The organism is Mycobacterium sp. (assembly GCF_035653355.1).
Taxonomy (GTDB): domain Bacteria; phylum Actinomycetota; class Actinomycetes; order Mycobacteriales; family Mycobacteriaceae; genus Mycobacterium.
On the sequence record NZ_DASRBZ010000287.1, the window covers coordinates 1 to 17,426 of the forward strand.

General features: G+C 66.2%; 17 protein-coding genes and 1 pseudogene. 9 read left to right on the top strand and 9 right to left on the bottom strand.

The genetic code is table 11. The annotated features are described in order from the left end of the window. The 9 genes from VFA16_RS09905 to VFA16_RS09945 form a co-directional block, all read right to left on the bottom strand. Positions 1–242: DnaB-like helicase N-terminal domain-containing protein (locus VFA16_RS09905; RefSeq protein ID WP_324967642.1), on the bottom strand; the 242-nt coding region annotated here is incomplete at its 3' end. A 503-nt stretch (positions 243–745) separates the two neighbouring features. Then, the gene (gene rplI, locus VFA16_RS09910; protein ID WP_324967643.1) at positions 746–1,204 is read right to left on the bottom strand and encodes a 50S ribosomal protein L9; all 459 of its coding nucleotides are present in this window, start codon (positions 1,202–1,204) and stop codon (positions 746–748) included. A gap of 30 nt (positions 1,205–1,234) precedes the next feature. Further along, positions 1,235–1,489 (bottom strand): 30S ribosomal protein S18, encoded by a 255-nt coding sequence (gene rpsR / locus VFA16_RS09915; protein WP_324967644.1) that lies wholly within the window; start codon positions 1,487–1,489, stop codon positions 1,235–1,237. A 33-nt stretch (positions 1,490–1,522) separates the two neighbouring features. Next, the gene (locus VFA16_RS09920; RefSeq protein ID WP_324967645.1) at positions 1,523–2,038 is read right to left on the bottom strand and encodes a single-stranded DNA-binding protein; all 516 of its coding nucleotides are present in this window, start codon (positions 2,036–2,038) and stop codon (positions 1,523–1,525) included. Positions 2,039–2,148: 110 nt separating this feature from the next. Beyond that, positions 2,149–2,439 carry a 30S ribosomal protein S6 gene (gene rpsF, locus VFA16_RS09925; protein ID WP_324967646.1) on the bottom strand — a complete coding sequence of 97 codons (291 nt, stop codon included), beginning with the start codon at positions 2,437–2,439 and terminating at the stop codon, positions 2,149–2,151. A gap of 290 nt (positions 2,440–2,729) precedes the next feature. Beyond that, entirely contained in the window at positions 2,730–4,331 is a 1,602-nt protein-coding gene (locus VFA16_RS09930) for a glycosyltransferase family 87 protein (protein ID WP_324967647.1), read from the bottom strand. After that, complete coding sequence (locus tag VFA16_RS09935) at positions 4,328–7,006, bottom strand: transglycosylase domain-containing protein (protein ID WP_324967648.1); 2,679 nt, start codon at positions 7,004–7,006, stop codon at positions 4,328–4,330. The genes VFA16_RS09930 and VFA16_RS09935 overlap by 4 nt, the downstream gene beginning before the upstream one ends. Next, a complete protein-coding gene (locus tag VFA16_RS09940) occupies positions 6,999–7,433 on the bottom strand; it encodes a DUF5318 family protein (RefSeq protein ID WP_324967649.1) in 435 nt (144 codons plus the stop codon). Before VFA16_RS09940 ends, VFA16_RS09935 begins: the two co-directional genes overlap by 8 nt. Before the next feature lie 109 nt (positions 7,434–7,542). Further along, positions 7,543–8,730, bottom strand: coding sequence for an LLM class flavin-dependent oxidoreductase (locus VFA16_RS09945; RefSeq protein ID WP_324967650.1), 1,188 nt, complete (start codon positions 8,728–8,730; stop codon positions 7,543–7,545). A gap of 74 nt (positions 8,731–8,804) precedes the next feature. On the opposite strand from VFA16_RS09945, the pseudogene VFA16_RS09950 reads away from it, so the two are divergent. From VFA16_RS09950 to VFA16_RS09990, 9 genes and pseudogenes are all read left to right on the top strand, one after another. Next, positions 8,805–9,657, top strand: a pseudogene (locus VFA16_RS09950) (DUF1707 SHOCT-like domain-containing protein). Between the two features lie 132 nt (positions 9,658–9,789). Next, positions 9,790–10,332 carry a PadR family transcriptional regulator gene (locus VFA16_RS09955; RefSeq protein ID WP_324967651.1) on the top strand — a complete coding sequence of 181 codons (543 nt, stop codon included), beginning with the start codon at positions 9,790–9,792 and terminating at the stop codon, positions 10,330–10,332. 52 nt (positions 10,333–10,384) lie between these two features. Then, the gene (locus VFA16_RS09960; protein ID WP_324967652.1) at positions 10,385–11,488 is read left to right on the top strand and encodes an inositol-3-phosphate synthase; all 1,104 of its coding nucleotides are present in this window, start codon (positions 10,385–10,387) and stop codon (positions 11,486–11,488) included. A gap of 111 nt (positions 11,489–11,599) precedes the next feature. Then, on the top strand, positions 11,600–12,499 hold the full coding sequence (locus VFA16_RS09965; RefSeq protein WP_324967653.1) for an alpha/beta hydrolase: 900 nt from the start codon (positions 11,600–11,602) through the stop codon (positions 12,497–12,499). 17 nt (positions 12,500–12,516) lie between these two features. Continuing rightward, positions 12,517–13,335 carry an LLM class F420-dependent oxidoreductase gene (locus VFA16_RS09970; RefSeq protein ID WP_324967654.1) on the top strand — a complete coding sequence of 273 codons (819 nt, stop codon included), beginning with the start codon at positions 12,517–12,519 and terminating at the stop codon, positions 13,333–13,335. Between the two features lie 82 nt (positions 13,336–13,417). Beyond that, entirely contained in the window at positions 13,418–14,113 is a 696-nt protein-coding gene (locus VFA16_RS09975) for a GntR family transcriptional regulator (protein ID WP_324967655.1), read from the top strand. A 49-nt stretch (positions 14,114–14,162) separates the two neighbouring features. After that, positions 14,163–15,965 (top strand): ABC transporter substrate-binding protein/permease, encoded by a 1,803-nt coding sequence (locus VFA16_RS09980; protein ID WP_324967656.1) that lies wholly within the window; start codon positions 14,163–14,165, stop codon positions 15,963–15,965. Continuing rightward, entirely contained in the window at positions 15,962–16,711 is a 750-nt protein-coding gene (locus tag VFA16_RS09985) for an amino acid ABC transporter ATP-binding protein (protein ID WP_324967657.1), read from the top strand. The genes VFA16_RS09980 and VFA16_RS09985 overlap by 4 nt, the downstream gene beginning before the upstream one ends. Positions 16,712–16,766: 55 nt before the next feature. Continuing rightward, positions 16,767–17,261: a MarR family transcriptional regulator gene (locus VFA16_RS09990; RefSeq protein WP_324967658.1), complete on the top strand. Its 495-nt coding sequence runs from the start codon at positions 16,767–16,769 to the stop codon at positions 17,259–17,261. Positions 17,262–17,426 lie beyond the last annotated feature (165 nt).

The window sequence follows — 17,426 nt, forward strand, 5'->3', positions numbered from 1 at the left end:
TCGGCCGGCTCGCCGCGCCCGTAGAGATGGAGGATGGCGTCGTAGATGCTCTGGTGGGCTGGCCGGTAGAAGTCACCGGGCCGCAGCCGCTCCAACACGTCGGCGATCGCGTCCTTGCTCAGCAGCATTCCGCCCAACACCGACTGCTCGGCGGCGAGGTCTTGCGGTGGCTGACGCCCGAAGTCCTCACTGGGTGAGGCCGCATCCATGCCGGGGTAACCGAGATCGTCGACGACCGCCATAGGCTCTCACCTCCTTCGGCGCGACTGTCGAACGCTTATTCGATCGGCATGTCCGACTGTAGGTCGAGGCACCGACACGACGCCGCAGAAAAAATCCGTCTCCGAGTGCGCCGCGTCGACGCTAAACGTTGCTGGCAGCTACTCCAAGAGCCGTTGTTCATGAAGCTGTGCATCATGTGTGCATATCCGTCGGCGCCTGTGTTGAGGCGGGTGTGGACAACCTGTGGACCAATGTGGGACGTCGCAGCATTACTGCAGATAAGCGGACCACAACGGCGCGCAGTTTGTGTGGATGAGAATCTCTTCGGCGTGTCGCGGCAGGTTGCCATGTCGGGCGTGTTGCATTGCAGGCAGTTATGGGCGGCGTTAACAGACGGTTACGTTCACAGCAGGATTTACTCGCCGGACAGTTAGCCAGCGCAACCGCCAACACCCCGGCACAGCCGATTAGGGCCGTCGCCGGGGTGAGGAGATTCTGCGCGTTACGTCTGCGCGATGACGGGTTACGTCTGCGCGACGACGTCAAGCGTGAGCTCGACGTTGACGTCAGGATGCAGGTGCGCGGTCGCGGTGTGCGTGCCGAGCGACTTGATGTGCTCCCGGGGCATCCGCACGATCCGCTTGTCTAGGTTTGGGCCGCCCGCTTTCTTGATCGCGGCGACCACGTCGGCGGCCGTCACCGATCCGAACAGCTTGGCGGTATCGGCTGCGGCCCGCACCGGCAGCGGGATAGGTCCCAGCGCCTCGATCGCGGTCTTGATTTCGTTGGCGTGCTCGAGGTCGCGCACCGTTTTGGTTTCCCGGGCCCGGCGGATGTCGTCGGCCTGTTTCTGGGCGCCGCGTGAGGCGACGATCGCCAGCCCCCGCGGCAGCAGGAAGTTGCGGCCGTATCCGTCTTTGACCTCGACGGTGTCGCCGACGGTCCCGAGGTGCTCGACATCGGCGGTCAAAATCAGCTTCATCGTGTCGTACTTTCCGTCAGGGATGCGCGACTACCGCGCCGAGGAGGTGAAGGGCAAGAGCGCCATCTCGCGGGCGTTTTTCACCGCGAGCGCGATGTCTCGCTGGTGCTGGACGCAGTTGCCGGTGACGCGGCGAGCCCGGATCTTGCCGCGCTCGCTGATGTAGGTGCGCAGCAGCGCGGTGTCCTTGTAGTCGATCACCTGCTCTTTTTTGGCGCAGAACACGCACTTGCGTGTCTTGACCGGCTTTTCCGGAGCTGGGCGCCGCTTGCTGGATTTGGCCATGTGGGTATCTCTTTCGTGCTGTGTTGCTTGAAGTTAGAAGGGCGGTTCGTCGTCGCCGCCGCCGAATGAGCCCGACGCCGGGGCGCTGCCCCAGGGGTCGTCACCGGTTGCTCCGCTGGCCTGCGCTGGCGGGCGAGAACCCCCACCGCCACCACCGCCGAAGCCGCCGCCACCACCGCCGCTGCGGCTCGCCTTGTTGACCTTGGCGGTGGCGTAGCGCAGCGACGGGCCGATCTCGTCGACCTCGACCTCGACCACGGTGCGCTTCTCGCCCTCCCGGGTTTCGAAGGAGCGCTGCTTGAGCCGTCCGGTCACGATCACTCGCGACCCGCGGGTCAGGCTCTCCGCCACGTTCTCGGCCGCCTCGCGCCAGATGTTGCACCGCAGGAACAGCGCCTCACCGTCTTTCCATTCCCCGCTTTGGCGGTCGTAGATCCGCGGTGTCGAGGCGACGGTGAAGTTCGCCACCGCAGCACCGGACGGGGTGAACCGCAGTTCGGGGTCCGCGGTCAAGTTTCCGACGACGGTGATCGTGGTGTCACCAGCCACAGTTTCCTCCTGGTCCGCCTGGTCTACGACGGGTTCTCAGCGCTGCGCGCTGCGCGCAGGCGATTCATCGCAGAGCCTACGCAACGGCTCCGCCGCTCGGCAGTCACTCGTTAGTGCTTGTCGGTACGGACCACTTTGGTCCGCATGACCGACTCGTTGAGTTTGAGCTGACGGTCAAGTTCGGACACCGTCGCGGGGGCGGCCTTGAGGTCGATCACCGCGTAGATGCCCTCGGAATGCTTGGCGATTTCGTAAGCCAGTCGGCGTCGACCCCAAATATCGACTTTCTCCACGGTGCCGCCGTCTTTGCGGACGACGTTGAGGAATGCTTCCAACGACGGAGCTATCGTGCGCTCGTCGAGGGTGGGGTCGAGGATGACCATGATTTCGTATGGACGCATGGGAACCTCATCACCTCCTATGGTCGTCTGCGGCCACGGTCGCTCCGTGGCAGGAGGGTCGCCTGCGTCGGCAACCGCATCAGGCTACCGGATGCTCACCTGGCCTGCGTAATCGTGGGCCGCTCGAGTGTGCGCTGCGGGCGTCGAACGTGCGATGAGGGCGGCGAACGTGCGCTGCGGGCGTCGAACGTGCGCTGCGGGCGTCCAACGTGCGATGAGGGCGGCAATTTAGTCGTTTTTTCGCCCTGCATGCACAGTCGGCGACGTCAGCGCGCCATAGCTGCTGGCGGCTAGGCCGCGGGCTGGCGCAGCTTCGGCGGGTGCAGCCAACTCGGCAACCAACCCGGCGGCGCGTCGGCGGCCCGGTCGAAGACGCCGCCCACCGGATCATCCACTCGCCCGCGCCAGCGCACCAGATCCTCGCCCGGTTGATAGATCTGGCGCACCACCAACACGCACAGCAGCGCCACCGCGATGTCGCGCAGCAGCACCGCCGCGGTGAACCACTGCTCGGGCAGACCCCGGTTGGGGACGTTGTAGAGGTAGTACATCCGCGGCACCCACACCACCGCGTCGATCGTCATCCACGCCAAAAGGATTCGCCGGTGCGGCAGAGCCAACACCGCCAGTGGCACCAGCCACAGCGAAAACTGCGGACTCCACACCTTGTTGGTCAACAGGAACGCGGCCACCACCAAGAACGTCAGCTGCGCCACCCGCGGCCGCTGTGGAGCCGTCAGCGCAATGTAAGCGATTGCAGCGCAACACAATAAAAACAGACCAGCGACGACTGCGTTCAGCACAACCGGCGGCTCCCAAAAGCCGAGCTGGGCATCGAAACCGCGCCACCCGGTGAACGACTTGACGACGTTGTAGAGCGAGTCCATGTCGTCGCCGCGGCGGCTGTTGAGCCGGAAGAACTCCGACCAGCCCCGCGGAAACAGCACCATCACCGGCAAGTTCACCACCAGCCAGGTCGCCACCACCGCCGCCGCCGCGCGGATCACCTCGGCGAGCCGCCCGACCCGGAGCCCCAGCACCAGCAGCGGGAGCAGGAACACCACCGGATACAGCTTGGCTGCCACCCCCAGGCCGATCAGTACGCCGGCCAGCACTGGTCGTCGGCGAGCCCAGGCCAGCAATCCGCCGATCGCGAAAGCTGTTGGCAGCGCGTCGAAATTGGTGAAAATCTGAAAGATCAGCAGCGGCGAGGCCGCCACCAGCGCCGCATCCCAGATCCGCCGGCCGGCCAGTCCTGCGCTGGCCCAGACGGTCGCCAGCCAGGCCAGCGCCAGCCCGAAGGCGGCGACATCGAAGAACACCACCACCTCGGCGACCACCGGCAGCACATGCAACTTGCTCAGCGCGATGTAGGTCTTGGCCAGCGCCATCGACGCGTACTGGTAGACACCGGTCAACACCGGATATTCCATGTAGCGCACCGCGGGCTGGCCGTCGTAGCGGGTCTGCGGTTTGCCGGCCGAGTCGGTCTCGACCCAGCTGGACTTGTAGGGAAACTTGCCCTGGCTCAACAATTCCGCGCCGTAGAGCGGCACCGTGTCGGAGTAACACAACTGGTAGTAGGCACGCTGGTTGGACCAGTTGGCCACCCGCTGGTCGCCGGGCCCCGTGCCGGTGCTCTGCAGGCACGGCGCCTTCGTCGACCACCCCAGCGCCAAGAACACCACCGCGATCAGAAACATCACTCGCAGTGGGGTCATGAACGGCGTGCGGCCGATCAAGGCGTGCCGGCCCACGGGTCCGCCGATCACTGTCGACATTGCCGACCCTAAAACGTCTGTGCGGCTTGGGCAGTCGCGATCGTCGGCACTTCGCAAGTCAGCAGCCAAGGGCTGCGGTGAGGTCGTGGCGCGGCTATCGACGCCTGTCACGGCGGCGGTGCGGGCGCTTGAGGTCCTCCCGGCGCGGGCGCGAACGGGCCTGGCGCCGGCGCATAGCCACCCTGCCCAGGCGGGTAGCCACCCTGGCCTGGCGCGTACCCACCTTGCCCCGGCGCATAGCCACCTTGACCCGGCGGGTAGGGACTCTGCCCCGGCCCCCCAGGACTTGGCGCCGGTCCGACTGGGACAGTGGTGGGTGGACCGACGGGGATCGTGATGCCCGGTGCCACTTCGATCGTCGGCTGGATGACGGTCTGCGACGGTGGCGCCTCAACCCGTGGTGGCGGTGGCGCGGCGGGCGGCCCGGCGTAGCCACCGATCTCGGCCGGTTTGGGAAACGACTCGTTGGGGGTGCCCTTCAGCGCGCCGTCCATGGTCGCCTTCCAGATGTCCGACGGCAAGCTCGAGCCCCACACCGGCGAGCCCCACTTGTTTACCAGCGGCTTGTCTCCCCTGACGGTGCCGACCCACACCGCCGTCGAGAGCTGGGGGGTGTAGCCGACCATCCAGGCGTCCTTGTTGGCGTCGGTGTCACCCAACTGCGTGGTACCGGTCTTGGCTGCCGAGGGTCGGCCGCCGGCCAGGTTGTGACCGCGCGAATACCCGGCGATCGGCTCCATCGCGGAGGTCACGTTGTCGGCGACGGACTTGTCGATACGTTGCTCGCCGCTGTTCTCCTGGGTGGCCGCGTCGAAGAGCACCTGGCCTTCGGAGTTGACCACTTTTTGCACGAAATGCGGCGCGTGGTACACACCCGAGGCCGCCAGGGTGGCGTAGGCCGAGGCCATGTCGATCACCCGAGTCTGGTACTGGCCCAGCACAACCCCGTTGTTTGGCGGGCCGCCCTTCCCGTCCTCGGACAGCGTGTGCGGCACGCCGGGGAAGCTGGTGGCCACACCGGCCTGATGCGCGGCGTCGGCGACGTCCTGCGGGCCGTGCTTGAGCTTGAGCATCAGCCGGTAGTAGGAGGTATTCAGCGAACGTTTGAGCGCCTCGGCGATGTTGCACGTTCCGCAGCCTTCACCTTCGACGTTGCTGATCTTGATGCCGTCGACCGTCAGCGGCCCGCTGTCGACCTGGTAACCCAGGCCGATTCCTTGTTCCAGCGCGGCGACGAGCGCGAAAACCTTGAACGACGACCCCGTCTGCAACCCCGCCTGCGCGAAGTCGAACCCGTTGGCATCCGCGCCGCCGTAGTACGCGCGCACCGCGCCGTTGTGCGGGTCGATCGACACCACCGCGGCGCGCATGTCGGGATCTTGTCCCTCGAGGTACGTCGACACCGCTTTCTCCGCCGCCTGCTGGGCCTGCGGGTCGATGGTGGTGGTGATCTGCAGACCCTGCGTGTTCAGCGTCCGCTCGTCGATGTTGAACAGGTCGAGCAGCTCCTTGGTCACCTGCCGCTCGATCAGCCCGTTGGGCCCAGTGGTCTGGTTTTGTGCGCTGGCCACCTCGGGCGGCACCGTCGGCGGGAAGAGCTGCTTGGCGCGATCGCTCGCCGACAGCGCTCCGGTTTCCACCATCCCGTCGAGCACCCAGTTCCAGCGTGCCGTCGCCCCTTTGGGATTCACGGCCGGGTCGAGCGTGGACGGTCGCTGGATCAGCGCCGCCAACAATGCGCCATCGGCGACGGTGAGCTGCTCGACGGGCTTGTCGAAGTACGCCTTGGAGGCGGCGGCGATGCCGTAGGCGCCACGTCCGAAGTAGATGATGTTCAGGTAGGCCTGCAGCACATCGTCTTTGGGCCACTCCCCGGACATCTTCGTGGCGACGACGAGCTCTTTGGCCTTGCGGGTCAGCCCTCCGACTCCGGTGCGTTGGGAACCGACCAGCGCGTTCTTGACGTACTGCTGGGTGATCGTGGAGCCACCCTGCAGGTCGCCGCCGAAGATGTTGTTCTTCACCGCCCGCGCGAAACCGGTGAGCGAAAAGCCGGGGTTGGAGTAGAAGTTGCGGTCTTCGGCGGCCAGCACCGCCTGACGCACGTGCACCGGAACCTGCTTGAGGTCGACGTCGACCCGGTTGCCTTCGGGCGGAACGATTTTGGCGAGTTCAGAGCCGTCGCTGGCCAAGATCGTCGAGACCTGGTTGGTGCGAATGTCGCCCGGTCTGGGAACGTCGACCATCAAATAGGCCATGGCGAAGGTGATGAGCGGCAACACGAACATCACGATTGCGGCCACGTAGAGCCCACGACGCACCCACATCCAGTTGATGTGGTGGAGCCAGTCCCAATTGAGCTCTTGCAGTCGTCGGCTCACCTGCGGAAACCGGCTCAGCGGCGAGAGAGGCGGGCGACCGCCCGGCGAGGGGCCTCCGCCCAACAGCGGGCGCGGGCGCCGCGGCGGTTGGGGCGGGCCCCCGTCCAGCGCGGCAGCGACCTGTTCGATCGGGTCGCGCTGCGGGGGTTTGGCCCGGGTGCCGTCCAGCGCGGCCTTGACTTCCTCGATCGGGTCGCGCAGCCCAGGCGACGTGTCGTCGGTGACCGGCGGCAGGACCGTGGTCAGCCGGTCATCGGGCGGAATGGGTCGGGATCGCCGCGGTGAAGTGGGCGGGCGGCCAGCACTGCCCGCGCGGCCGCCGTCGTCGTTGCGCCTGGGTGCACCGCCGCCCGCCTTGTTGGGGACGCCAGTGCTTGGCCGGTCGTGGTGCCCTTCGTTATTCACTGGCCGTTCGGGCGCCGTTGCGCGCTGTCCGGGTGCCGCGCGACCCCCGAGGAGGTCGTGCTGGGCGTGCTGTGCCCAGCACGTACGACTTGACCAGGTGATTCCAGCTGCAGGTCCGACATACCTCCACCACGTGTACCGAAAACTCGTCGAAACGGGATGCCAGCAGGACCAGCTCCTCCGCGGTGCGCGCCGAGCCGGACACCGGCCCCAGATGGTCGCCGAATACCCAGGACACCAGCGTCAGCTGCTCTTTGCGGCAGATCGGGCACATCACCCGACTGAGCTTTCCGTGATATTTGGCGGCACGCAGCAGATAGGGGTCGGCGTCACACACCTCGGAGACGCCGGTGCGTCCGGAGTACACCTCGGCCAGCAGTGAGCGGCGCCGCAGCGCGTAGTCCACCACCTGTCGCTGGAGTCGCATGTTGACCAGAGTACGTCCGCATGGCCCTTATCGAGATGGTGGCCGAGATGTTGCATCGAATTCCCAGCGGGCTGAGCCCATGGACGCGGCAGGCGCGACTGCCGCGGCTCTACGAGGCACTGACGTCGCCGAGCTGCGGCAGGAACGCCGACCGGGCAGGGCCGGTGGTCTTGTCAGCGTCGGCGCCCTCTCCCAACAGGCCGCGGCGAGCCAGGATCGGGCGTACCCCTTCACCGAAGTTGTATGCCTCCTCGAGATGCGGATAGCCGGACAGGATGAAGTGGTCCAGGCCCAATTCGGCGTATTCGGTGATCCGGTCGGCCACCTCTTGGTGCGAGCCGACCAATGCGGTGCCGGCGCCGCCGCGCACCAGGCCTACTCCCGACCACAGGTTCGGGTAGATCTCCAACGCCCTGGCGTCCACACCCTGGTCGAAAGCCGTTCCGCCGCCGTGTAATTGGCGCATTCTGCGTTGGCCATCGGATTCCGAGCGGGCCAGCGACTGTTGCGCAGCGGCCACAGTCTGCGGATCCAGTCCGCCCAGTAGCCGGTTCGCCTCGTTCCATGCCTGCTCGCTGGTGTCGCGGGCGATGACGTGTAACCGGATGCCGTAGGTCGGTTTTCGGCCGTGGGCACGGGACAGACCGCGGATCCAGTCGAGCTTCTCGCGGACCTGGTCGGGTGGTTCGCCCCAGGTGAGGTAGGTGTCGGCGAAGCGTGCCGCGACGGGGCCGGCGTCAGCCGACGAGCCGCCGAAGAAGATCGGCGGCAAGGGATCTGGGCGCCGCGCCAGCGCCGCCTGCTCCACCCGCAGGTGTTCTCCGGTGAAGGTCACCGGATCTGCGGATGTCCATAGCTGGCGGACGATGTCGAGGAACTCGGCGCACCGGGTGTAGCGCTGCTGTTTGGTGAGGAAATCGCCGAACGCGCGCTGTTCGATGCTTTCCCCGCCGGTGACGACATTGAGCAGCAGGCGCCCACCGGACTGCCACTGAAAGGTCGCCGCCATCTGCGCGGCCAGTGTCGGGCTGACCAGCCCCGGTCGCAGCGCGACCAGGAACTTCAACGACTCGGTGGCGTCGACCAGCATCGCGGTGGACAGCCAAGCGTCTTCACACCACTGACCGGTGGGGGTGAGCACCGCCTCGAAGCCGTTGATCTCGGCGGCGTGGGCCAGCTGCGTCAGGTACTTCAGGTCGGCGGGCCGGTCGCCGCTCATGCTGCTGCCGTGCCCGCCGGCGATCAGGTCGCGGGAATCCCCGTACGTGGGCAAGAACCAATGCAGATGTATCGACACGTGATCTAGTTATGCCGCGGCGGCGTCGCGGCCACCAGGCTTGCAACCACGCTGATTGCAATACGATCGTCGCCGTGGCGACGCGGCAAACCCCGGCAACCCGGGCCAAAGACAGCGACCGGGAGCAGACGTGCCGCGCGCTCGATGGTGCGCTCAACGACGGTGAGCTTTCGATGGAGGAGCATCGGCAGCGAATCAGCGCGGCCACCAACGCCGTCACGCTCGGCGAGCTGCAGGCGCTGGTGGCGGACCTGCAGTCAAGCGCCGCCCCCGGTGCAATCCGCTGTCCCGGCATCGGTGCCGAAGGTCAGCGGCTGGGGTGTCATGGCAGCCGCGCTCATGGTCGCGGTGCTGTTGGGCGTCGGCATCGGGTGGGGCCTCTACGGCCACACCAGCTCACCGCTGAGCTTCAGCTCCGATCGGGCGGATCCGGGCGCCAAGCCCGACGGCATCGCGCCGACAGTGCTGACGCCGCCCAAGCAGCTGCAGTCGCTGGGCGGATTGACCGGCCTGATGGACCAGACCCGCAAGAGGTTCGGCGACACCATGGGCTTTCGACTGGTCATCTATCCCGAGTACGCGGTGATGGACCGCCCCGACCCCAGCCAGGACCGCCGCGTGTTGAGCTACACCTATCGCGGCGGCTGGGGCAACCCGACCAGCTCACCGAAAACCAGTGACGCCGTCGCCGTCGACCTCAGTCGCTTCGACCCCAAAGTGGTGGTCGGCATCCTGCGGGGAGCGCCGGAAACCTTGGGAATCAAACAGGCCGACGTCAAGTCCACGTATCTGATCGTGGAGCCTTCCCGAGATCCGACCACGCCCGACGCATTGTCGCTTTCGGCGTACGTCTCCGCTGATTACGGCAGCGGGTACATCGCGTTCGCCGGCGACGGCACCGTCAAACAGGTCAACTACCCGTCCTGACCTTTCGCCCCCGCTTGAACGCAGTACGAACGGAAGCTGGTGTGGTGGCAAATATATCGGGACGATAGTATTACCCGAGGCTGCGCCTCGATATGAAAGCGTCGTCACAAGCAGAGCAAAGGAGGTGACTCGATGCTGGAGCTGGCCATCCTCGGTCTCCTGCTCGAGTCCCCGATGCATGGCTACGAGTTGCGCAAGCGGCTGACGGGTTTACTCGGCGCCTTCCGAGCGTTCTCGTACGGCTCCTTGTACCCGGCGTTGCGGCGGATGCAGGCCGATGGCTTGATCGCCGAGGACGCCGCCCCAGCCGGGACGCCAGTGCGGCGTGCCCGCCGGGTGTATCAGCTGACCGACGCCGGTCGGCAGCGCTTCGCGGAGCTGGTCGCCGACACCGGTCCGCACAACTACACCGACGACGGCTTCGGGGTTCACCTGGCGTTCTTCAACCGGACTCCGGCCGAGGCGCGGATGCGGATTCTGGAAGGCCGCCGTCGTCAAGTCGAGGAACGCCGCGAAGGTCTGCGTCAAGCCGTGGCGCGGGCCAGCAATTCGTTCGATCGCTATACCCGCCAGTTGCACCTACTTGGGCTGGAATCCAGTGAGCGCGAAGTCAAATGGCTCAACGAGCTCATCGCCGCTGAGCGGGTGGCGCAAGGTCACGCCGAGCAGACCTAGATCCAGCCCAGCAACACGTCAATCCCACAGGTACAGGTAAGGAGAACGCCTTATGAGTGAGCACCAGCCTTCACAGGCGCCAGAGGCGCAGCCGGAGATCAGAGTCGCCATTGTCGGCGTCGGGAACTGCGCATCCTCGCTGGTGCAAGGCGTTCAGTATTACCAGGATGCCGACGAGACGTCGTCGGTGCCGGGCCTGATGCACGTGCGGTTCGGGCCTTACCACGTCCGCGACGTCAAGTTCGTCGCCGCGTTCGACGTCGACGCCAAGAAGGTGGGTTTCGACCTGTCCGAGGCGATCTTCGCCTCCGAGAACAACACCATCAAGATCGCCGACGTGCCGCCCACCGACGTGGTGGTGCAGCGCGGCCCGACCCTCGACGGCATCGGCAAGTACTACGCCGAAACCATCGAACTGTCCGATGTCGAGCCGGTCGACGTGGTCAAGGTGCTGCGCGACGCAGAGGTCGACGTGCTGGTGTCCTACCTGCCCGTGGGTTCGGACGAGGCCGACAAGTTCTACGCCCAGTGCGCGATCGACGCCGGTGTGGCATTCGTCAACGCATTGCCGGTGTTCATCGCGTCGGATCCGGTGTGGGCCAAGAAGTTCACCGACGCCGGCGTCCCGATCGTCGGTGACGACATCAAGAGCCAGATCGGCGCCACCATCACCCACCGAGTGATGGCCAAGCTGTTCGAAGACCGCGGCGTGCAGCTGGACCGCACCATGCAGCTCAACGTCGGCGGCAACATGGACTTCCTCAACATGCTCGAACGCGAGCGGCTGGAGTCGAAAAAGATCTCCAAGACCCAGGCCGTCACCTCGAACCTGCAGCGCGAGTTCAAGACCAAAGACGTGCACATCGGGCCGTCCGACCACGTCGGCTGGCTCGACGACCGCAAGTGGGCCTACGTGCGGCTGGAAGGCCGCGCCTTCGGCGACGTGCCACTGAACCTCGAGTACAAGCTCGAGGTGTGGGACTCGCCGAACTCGGCTGGCGTCATCATCGACGCGATCCGGGCGGCCAAGATCGCGAAGGACCGCGGGATCGGCGGGCCGGTGGTGGCCGCGTCGGCGTACCTGATGAAGAGCCCGCCGCAACAAATGCCCGACGACGTCGCGCGCGCCCGGCTCGAGGACTTCATCGCCGATTAGGCGCCTTCATCGAGACTTCGGTGGCTGCGCGGTTTCGACCCGGCGGCACGCTATGGGCTCAGGCTGGGCGCGGTGTCCGCAGTTTCGGCGCGGCTCGTAAGGTCTGAGTCTGTGACCGAACTGTCCGACGACGAGCTGGCGGTGCTGCCTGAATTCGCGCTGCTGGCCGAGAATGCCGAGCAGGCCGGCGTGGACGGGCCGTTGCCGAGCGTGCAGCGCGTCGACGTCGGCGATATCAGTGCGCTGCGCTGGGATGACCGCCCGCCGCGAGTGGTGTTTCTGCACGGCGGCGGGCAGAACGCGCACACCTGGGACACCGTCATCATCGGCGTGGGCGAGCCGGCGCTGGCAGTGGACCTGCCCGGACACGGCCATTCGGCGTGGCGCGACGACGGCGACTACTCACCGCGGCGCAACGCCGCCAGCCTGGCGCCGGTGCTGCGCGAGCTCGCCCCGGACGCCGACCTGGTGGTGGGCATGTCGTTGGGTGGACTGACCGCGATAGCACTGGCCGCGGCGGCGCCCAACCTGGTACGCGAACTGGTGCTGGTCGACGTCACCCCGTCGTCGTTGCAGCGGCACGCCGAGCTGACCGACGACCAACGCGGCACGGTCGCGCTGATGCACGGCGACCGGGAATTCCCTACCTTCGCGGCCATGCTCGAGCAGGCGATCGCCGCAGCACCACATCGCGACGTGAAGTCGTTGCGCCGCGGGGTGTTCCACAACTCGCGCCGACTCGACGACGGCCGCTGGACATGGCGCTACCACGCGATGAGCACCTTTCCAGAGTTCGGCGGCCTCTGGGACGACGTGAGCGCCCTCTCCGCGCCCATTACGCTGGTGCGCGGCGGCGCATCGGGTTTCGTCAGCGACGAAGACGTAGCCGAATTGGGGCGTCGCGCAATGGATTTCCGAGGTGTACACGTTGTGGAGAACTCGGGGCACTCGGTGCAAAGCGACCAGCCGCTTGCCTTGGTCGAGATCCTGCGGGGAGTGCTCGCGAAGTAGGTGCCTACCGTGGTCGTATGACCTCTCCCGCTGGCAACCCGCTTCGTCCCGTCCGCATCGGCGTGCAACTGCAGCCGCAGCACGCCTCGCAATACCGCATCATCCGCGATGCGGTCCGCCGCTGTGAGGACATCGGCGTCGACGTTGCGTTCAACTGGGACCACTTCTTCCCGCTCTACGGCGATCCCGACGGCGCCCACTTCGAATCCTGGACGATGCTGGGCGCCTGGGCCGAGCAGACGTCGCGCATCGAAATCGGCGCACTGGTGACCTGCAACTCCTACCGCAACCCCGAGCTGCTCGCCGACATGGCCCGCACCGTCGACCACATCAGCGACGGGCGTTTGATACTCGGCATCGGGTCGGGCTGGAAAAAGAAAGACTACGACGAATACGGCTACGAATTCGGCACCGCGGCCAGTCGGCTCGACGACCTCGGCGCTGCGCTGCCCCGCATCAAATCCCGTTTGGCCAAACTGAATCCGCCGCCCACGCGCGACCTCCCGATCCTGATCGGCGGCCAAGGTGAGAAAAAGACGTTGCGCCTGGTCGCCGAATACGCCGACATGTGGCACAGCTTCGCCACCCGCGACACCTACCCGGCCAAGGCGGCCGTGCTGGCCGACCACTGTGCCGCCGTCGGCCGCGACCCCGACGACATCGAACGCTCCGCGGCCGTCGGCGGCGAGACCGGAGCCCGTGGCAGTGACGCACTGATCGCCGAAGCCGAGGCCCTCACCAGCCTGGGCGTGACACTGCTGACCGTCGGCTCCTCTGGTCCCGACTACGACTTGACCGCAGCGGAGACGCTGTGCCGGTGGCGCGACAGCCGGTAGCTCCATGGGGCGAAAGGGACCGTAACGCTGTGGCCCATGAGAAGCTACAGCGCGTATCTACTGGGCAAGCCGGGAGACGCCGATGCCGAAGAAGTACGGGGTCAAAGAAAAAGACCTGGTCGTCGCCCACATCCTCAACCTGGTGCTGACCGGCAAACTGCGCACCGGTGACCGCGTCGACCGCAACGAGATCGCCAAGGACCTCGGAGTTAGCCGTGTCCCCATCCAGGAGGCGCTCGTGCAGCTCGAACACGACGGCATCCTGTCCACCCGCTATCACCGCGGCGCATTCATCGAGCGGTTCGACGAAGACACCGTGGCCGAACACCATGAGCTATACGGGATGCTCAATGGGATCGCCTCGGCGCGCGCCGCGACCAACCCGACGCCGCGAGTTCTCGGTCAACTCGACGCCCTGCTGCGAGCGCTGCGGGCCTCCAAAGAATCGCGCGCTTTCCTCGACGCCGCAGCACAGTACCGCCGCACGGTCAACGACGAATACGCCGGGCCGCGGCTGCATGCCGCGATCCGCGCCACCCAAACCTTGATCCCCCGGGTGTTCTGGGCGACCTACCAGAACGGCCGTGACGAGCTGCTGCCTTTTTACGAAGACGAGACCGCAGCCATCCACCGGCGCGACCCGGACGCGGCTCGGGCCGCATGCGTCGGCCGCGCCGACGTGATGGGGCGCGTCATGCTGGCCGAGCTGGTTCGGCGCAGGGTGTTTGCCCCGTCCAACGGTGCGGGCACGGGTTCTACTCACCCAATTGCCTTGTGAGCACGCGCCGGTCGTGGCCGAAGGGCAGGCCGGTCGATACGTTGCGGATATGAGCGTGGATCCCAGCCGGCGCTGGCGATGTGGCGACCGAGTGCTGGCAGTGTGCATCGTGATGCTGTTGGTGGCCAGCCTCGGATCGGTCACGCCGGCAGCAGCCGACACCAACCAGTGCGCCCCGCCCGGCACCGAAAACGCAATCGCGCTGCCGCGCAAGCTGGCCACGGCCAACCGTCCTCGTGAAGACAAGTACACGACCGCCACCGTGGAGCCGCTGTCGTCGGTGGACATTGGAGCCCTGGGCCTCATCACTCCAGGCACCTTGATGGTCGGCACGCTGTCGCAAGCCCCGCCGACGAGCTGCATCAACGGCGCCGGCCAGTACAGCGGTTTCGACAACGAGCTGCTGCGCGCCATCGCGGCGAAGCTGGGGTTGAAGGTGAACTTTGCCGGTACCGACTTCTCCGGGTTGCTCGCCCAAGTTGCGTCGCGGCGATTCGATGTCGGCTCGGCGTCGATCACCGCCACCGATGCGCGCCGGCGCACCGTCGGATTCACCAATGGCTATGACTTCGGCTACTTTTCGCTGATTGTTCCGCACGGCTCGCCAATCGCCGGGTTCGACGACCTGAGCCGCAATCAACGCATCGGCGTTGTTCAAGGCACGGTCGAGGACGCCTACGTCGTCGAGACCCTGCATCTGCAGCCGGTGAAGTTCCCCGACTTCAACACCGTGTACGCCAGCCTGAAGAACCGCCAGATCGACGCATGGGTCGCACCTGCTCTCGAGGCGCTCAACGCAGTGCGTCCCGGCGACCCGGCGGTGGCGGTCGCGCACACGTTCAGCCTTGGCAACTATGTGGCCTATGCGGTCGCCAAGGACAACCGGCCCCTCATCGCGGCGCTGAATTCGGGGTTGGACGCCGTCATCGCCGACGGCACCTGGTCGCAGCTGTATTCGGACTGGGTGCCCCGGCCGCTGCCGCCGGGCTGGAAACCGGGCTCCAAGACCGCGCCCGAACCCCACCTGCCGCCGTTCGCCACAATTGCCGCCCGCCACCATCGGGCTGTCGAGGAGCCCATCGCCGCCAAATCCACGCTTGCCCAGTTGCGCGACTCGTTCTTCGACTGGGACCTGTACAAACAGTCCATCCCGGTCCTGCTGAAGACGGGGCTGCCCAACACCCTGATCCTGACGGTGAGCGCCAGCCTGATCGGGTTGGTGGTCGGAATGATGTTGGCGGTAGCCGGGATTTCCCGCGTGCGCTGGCTGCGCTGGCCGGCGCGGGTCTACACCGACATCTTCCGCGGCCTTCCCGAGGTGGTGATCATCCTGCTGATCGGGTTGGGCGTCGGGCCGCTGGTGGGCGGGCTGACCAACAACAACCCGTATCCGCTGGGAATCGCTGCGCTCGGGCTGACCGCCGCGGCGTATGTCGGTGAGATTTTCCGCTCCGGCATCCAAAGCGTGGACGCCGGTCAGCTGGAGGCGTCGCGGGCGCTGGGGTTCAGCTACCCGGCGGCGATGCGTTTGGTGGTGATCCCGCAAGGAATCCGGCGGGTGCTGCCAGCGTTGGTCAACCAGTTCATCGCGTTGCTGAAAGCGTCCGCGCTGGTGTACTTCCTGGGGCTGATCGCCGGGCAACGTGAGCTGTTCCAGGTCGGCCGCGATCTCAACGCCCAGACCGGCAGCCTGTCCCCACTGGTGGCCGCGGGCATCTTCTATCTGGCGCTGACCATCCCGCTGACACACTTGGTGAACTTCATCGACGCCCGGCTTCGCCACGGCCGGGTTGTCGCTGAACCCCAAGACCCGCTGGACCCGAGCTCGATATCCGCCCAGGAGATGACGTGACGGAGCAGATCGAGCGTCGCGAGCCAGTCTCTTTGGCCGGCAAGGACATTCACCTCTCGTTCGGTCCGAACACCGTGTTGCGTGGTGTGGACATCGACGTGCCGGCGGGCACTACGGCGGCGGTGATCGGGCCGTCAGGCTCGGGCAAGTCGACGTTGCTGCGCACACTGAACCGGTTATACGAGCCTGACCGCGGCGACATCCTGCTCGACGGGCGGTCGGTGTTGCGTGACAACCCGGATCGCCTACGGCAGCGCATCGGCATGGTGTTCCAGCACTTCAATTTGTTCCCTCATCGCAGTGTGCTGGACAACGTCATGTTGGGGCCGCGCAAGCTCCGGCGACTGTCGGCCGACACCGCCCGCGAGTTGGCACTGGCACAGCTGGACCGGGTCGGACTGAGACACAAGGCGGATGCGCGGCCGGGCACGCTGTCGGGCGGACAGCAGCAACGGGTCGCGATCGCGCGTGCGCTGGCGATGGCGCCGCAGGTGATGTTCTTCGACGAGGCGACCTCGGCGCTGGACCCTGAGATGGTCAAGGATGTGTTGGCGCTGATCGCCGATCTGGGCGGCGAGGGTATGACGATGGTTGTCGTCACCCACGAAATGGGCTTCGCCCGCTCGGCTTCGGACACCGTCGTTTTCATGGATCAGGGCAGAGTTGTGGAATCCGGGGCGCCGGCGAAGATATTCGACGCCGCCGAAACCGATCGGTTGCAGCGATTCTTGTCCCAAGTACTTTGACGGTAAAAGCGATTTTTCGGTCTGCGAATGTCCCGTCAGGTTAGACTGGCGAATTATGGCAGAACGTGAAGCCAGCGCGCCGGAACTAACGGAGCTGGCCGAGGGTCTACACCGCGCGCTGTCCAAACTCTTTTCAATCCTGCGCCGCGGCGATCCCAATATGTCCACGACTGGGGATTTGACGCTCGCGCAATTGTCGATCCTGGTGACATTGCTTGATCGGGGCCCAATCCGGATGACCGACCTAGCCGCGCATGAACGGGTGCGCACCCCGACCACGACCGTGGCGATTCGCCGGCTGGAGAAGCTGGGGCTGGTCAAACGCTCGCGCGATCCGTCCGACCTCCGCGCCGTGCTGGTTGACATCACCCCACGCGGGTTGGCCGTGCACCGTGAGTCGCTGGCCAATCGACATGCCGCTTTGGCCGCGATGCTCAGCCAGCTCAGCGAGTCGGACCTGGACACGCTGACCAAAGCGCTGGCCCCGCTGGAGCGACTGGCCAGCAGTGAGGCCGCCAGCACCGCGAGTGCCTCCGCTGCAGGCGAATAGTCCTAACCCGCATTCTCTCAGCATCATTCGTTTCAATGTAATTGCGTAGTTCTGCCGTGGGCTGTAGTTCCCTTGCCGCATCGGCGCTTTCAGCAGCGCGGCGTTTGGGCGGCCGGGGTGTAGCGGCCGCATCGGCTCGGCTTAAGCTGGCTGGCATGGCCACTG

Coding starts and splice junctions, on each gene's coding strand:
- VFA16_RS09980 (WP_324967656.1), top strand. CDS start 14,163: ATGAGCGTGGATCCCAGCCGGCGCTGGCGATGTGGCGACCGAGTGCTG.
- VFA16_RS09990 (WP_324967658.1), top strand. CDS start 16,767: ATGGCAGAACGTGAAGCCAGCGCGCCGGAACTAACGGAGCTGGCCGAG.
- rplI (WP_324967643.1), bottom strand. CDS start 1,204: ATGAAGCTGATTTTGACCGCCGATGTCGAGCACCTCGGGACCGTCGGC.
- VFA16_RS09970 (WP_324967654.1), top strand. CDS start 12,517: ATGACCTCTCCCGCTGGCAACCCGCTTCGTCCCGTCCGCATCGGCGTG.
- VFA16_RS09960 (WP_324967652.1), top strand. CDS start 10,385: ATGAGTGAGCACCAGCCTTCACAGGCGCCAGAGGCGCAGCCGGAGATC.
- rpsR (WP_324967644.1), bottom strand. CDS start 1,489: ATGGCCAAATCCAGCAAGCGGCGCCCAGCTCCGGAAAAGCCGGTCAAG.
- VFA16_RS09955 (WP_324967651.1), top strand. CDS start 9,790: ATGCTGGAGCTGGCCATCCTCGGTCTCCTGCTCGAGTCCCCGATGCAT.
- VFA16_RS09975 (WP_324967655.1), top strand. CDS start 13,418: ATGCCGAAGAAGTACGGGGTCAAAGAAAAAGACCTGGTCGTCGCCCAC.
- rpsF (WP_324967646.1), bottom strand. CDS start 2,439: ATGCGTCCATACGAAATCATGGTCATCCTCGACCCCACCCTCGACGAG.
- VFA16_RS09940 (WP_324967649.1), bottom strand. CDS start 7,433: ATGCGACTCCAGCGACAGGTGGTGGACTACGCGCTGCGGCGCCGCTCA.